3 protein-coding genes are annotated in these 3041 nt (G+C 44.2%); 2 read left to right on the forward strand and 1 reads right to left on the reverse strand.

All coding sequences use genetic code 11. The annotated features are described in order from the left end of the window. Window positions 1-187: 187 nt before the first annotated feature. The gene (locus FTV18_RS15490; protein WP_034171622.1) at window positions 188-616 is read right to left on the reverse strand and encodes a glycine zipper domain-containing protein; all 429 of its coding nucleotides are present in this window, start codon (window positions 614-616) and stop codon (window positions 188-190) included. A gap of 354 nt (window positions 617-970) precedes the next feature. Here FTV18_RS15490 and prfA point away from each other — a divergent pair, with 354 nt between their 5' ends. Beyond that, window positions 971-2059, forward strand: coding sequence for a peptide chain release factor 1 (prfA, locus tag FTV18_RS15495; RefSeq protein ID WP_180018801.1), 1089 nt, complete (start codon window positions 971-973; stop codon window positions 2057-2059). Continuing rightward, window positions 2059-2877, forward strand: a complete 819-nt coding sequence (prmC, locus tag FTV18_RS15500; protein ID WP_159123180.1) for a peptide chain release factor N(5)-glutamine methyltransferase — start codon at window positions 2059-2061, stop codon at window positions 2875-2877. The genes prfA and prmC overlap by 1 nt, the downstream gene beginning before the upstream one ends. The last annotated feature ends 164 nt before the right edge of the window (window positions 2878-3041 follow it).

Consider the following 3041-nt stretch of genomic DNA (forward strand, 5'->3'; position numbering starts at 1 on the left):
CATGAAATACGGTATTCTGATGTGACAAAACCTGAATCCTGGTCGTTAAAGTGTTTGTTTGCACTCATATTTTAACTGTTAGGACTCAGGTTTTTTTATTTAAAGCAAACTATGGGACAGCAGTGCCCAAACAGGTGCTTTTAATGTTAAATGTAGCGTCGAATTTAAAGAGCCTAAGGGCAAGAAATTAACGGTGACGTTTTTTCCAGTGTTTAGCACGATTCGCTTTGGCACGATCGGCTGCCTTATCTTTAGAAATTTTATTACCTAATGCTGCACCACCCGCAGCACCGAGTGCTGAACCGATATAGCCGCCATTAGAACCGCCCATGTTTTTACCTACGGTATAACCAGCACCACCACCTAAAGCACCACCAATTGCAGATGAGGTACGGTTTTTCTTGTTACTTGCAACAGCAGCACCACCTGCACCACCTAACGCAGCACCAATTGTTGCGCCAGTGTTGCCCCCCATGTTTTTGCCCAGTGCAGTACCAGCAACGCTACCTAAAGCACTTGCTGCTGCCACACGTGCAGTACTGTCTGCATGCGCACTCACTGTCATCATTGAGCCTGCAGCCATTGCAGCACTCAGTAAAATTGCATTGAGTTTCATGTTGTAACTCCGTGTCCCTGATAGGACTTTCATATGTTAGTGTGTTTCGACGCAGAAAATGTAACAAATCATGCCCAAAAGAATGTGAAGATCTACCTCCATATTTAATGTGTTTATTTGCCAATTTGTAAAATGAGAAATAAATAAGGATCGAATTGAGCAGAAAAAATCCAAAACTGAAGATTTTATTTATATTTGTTAACAAATGGCGGTGACATCGCTGCATCTAAGCAATGACTTACTGAATAATGATGTTCATTGACCCAGAGAATCGTTAAACTAGGCGCAATTTTTTGATTTCGCTGTGCTAAATCACTGTTTAGGCACAGCCTTATGTTTGAGATTTTTTAGAAAATGAAAGAATCGTTACGTTTACGATTAGACCAACTCTCTGACCGTCATGAAGAACTGACTGCGTTATTGGCAGATGTTGAAGTGATTTCGGACAACAAGCGTTTTCGCCAGTTATCACGTGAGCATAATGATTTAACCGAGATTACCAGCGTTTGGACCAAGTACAAACAGGCTGAAGAAGATATTGAAACTGCGCAAGCCATGCTGTCTGATCCTGACTTTAAGGAAATGGCGCAGGAAGAGATTAAGGAAAATAAAGCCCTGATCGAACAGCTTGAGGCTGATTTGAATATCCTGATGATTCCAAAAGATCCGAATGATGCCAACTCTGCTTATTTGGAAATCCGTGCCGGAACCGGTGGTGATGAAGCGGCAATCTTCTCGGGTGATTTGTTCCGTATGTATAGCAAATATGCGGAATCTCAAGGCTGGCGTATTGAAATCCTGTCTGAAAATGAAGGCGAACATGGCGGCTATAAAGAGGTCATCTGCCTGATTAATGGCGAAGGCGTATATGGTCGCCTGAAATTTGAAAGTGGTGCGCACCGTGTACAACGTGTGCCTGCGACAGAATCGCAAGGTCGTGTGCATACTTCTGCATGTACAGTTGCCATTCTGCCAGAAGTCAATGTAGACACTTCAGTCGATATTAACCCGGCAGATTTACGTATTGATACTTACCGTGCATCAGGTGCAGGTGGTCAGCACATTAACAAAACCGATTCTGCGGTTCGTATTACCCACATTCCAACCGGTACTGTGGTGGAATGTCAGGATGAACGTTCACAGCATAAAAACAAAGCCAAAGCGATGGCTTTATTGGTTTCACGTCTGGAAAATGCCAAACGTGCCGCAGCAGATGCAGCGACTTCTGAAATGCGCCGTGACCTGGTCGGTTCGGGTGACCGTTCAGAACGTATTCGCACCTATAACTATCCACAAGGTCGTATGACCGATCACCGTATTAACCTGACTTTATATAAGCTGGATGCCGTGATGGAAGGTGATCTGACTGAGCTATTAGACAGTCTGCATCGTGAATATCAGGCCGATCAGTTGGCCATGCTTGCACAGCAGAATGGTGGCTAATGAACATTCAAGAAGCACTGGCTTTACGTGGTGAACCTGAAAGTTATGAACGTCAGGAAAATGCCTGGCTGTTGGAACACATTACCAAGATTGATGCTTTTGATCTGGTAATGAAAAAAGACCAGCAGTTAACGCCTGAACAGGAACAGGCCTATGTCGAAAGCCTGGCGAGGATTGCTGCAGGTGAGCCATTGGCTTATGTCACAGGTTCACAACCGTTCTGGACTTTGGATCTAAAAGTCACTAAAGATACGCTAGTACCACGGCCGGATACCGAAGTGCTGGTCGAAACAGTCCTGAAATTAGACCTGCCGGAAGATGCACGAATTGTTGACTTGGGAACTGGTACCGGTGCCATTGCCTTGTCACTGGCGTCTGAGCGCCCTAACTGGTCTGTTACCGCTTCGGATATTTATGAACCCACACTGGAAGTTGCGAAATATAATGCGGAACAGCATGATTTAGATCAGGTGCAGTTTGTGCTTGGTTCCTGGCTAAAACCATTTGGTCGGCAGTTCTTTGATGCGATTGTATCTAATCCACCGTATATTGATGCAGACGATGAGCATATGCCAGATCTGGCGACTGAGCCGGAACGTGCGCTGGTTTCAGACAAAAATGGTCTGGCTGATATTGAGATGATTATTCAGCAAGCTAAAAAGCATCTAACCGTAAATGGCTGGGTTGTGCTTGAGCACGGCTATGATCAGGGCGATGCGGTCCGCCATCTGTTTACTCAAGCTGGCTATAAACAGGTCCGTACAGTGAAAGATTATGGCGGAAATGACCGGGTAACTTTAGGTCAGTGGCCACATTAATTTTTAAAGCTTGATTTAATAAAAAAGCGACCTGGATAGGCATTGCTGTCCCACAATTTTTCACAAGAGGAAGCTCATTTGAGCTTCCTCTTGTTTTATGGGTATTTTATCGGGTGAAAATAAAGCTTTTAAAGTTCTTCTTTCAAACAAATTCACTTGAATTA

The sequence above is a fragment of the Acinetobacter sp. YH12241 genome (genome assembly GCF_013417535.1).
Lineage (GTDB): Bacteria > Pseudomonadota > Gammaproteobacteria > Pseudomonadales > Moraxellaceae > Acinetobacter.

Coding starts and splice junctions, on each gene's coding strand:
- FTV18_RS15490 (WP_034171622.1), bottom strand. CDS start 616: ATGAAACTCAATGCAATTTTACTGAGTGCTGCAATGGCTGCAGGCTCA.
- prfA (WP_180018801.1), top strand. CDS start 971: ATGAAAGAATCGTTACGTTTACGATTAGACCAACTCTCTGACCGTCAT.
- prmC (WP_159123180.1), top strand. CDS start 2,059: ATGAACATTCAAGAAGCACTGGCTTTACGTGGTGAACCTGAAAGTTAT.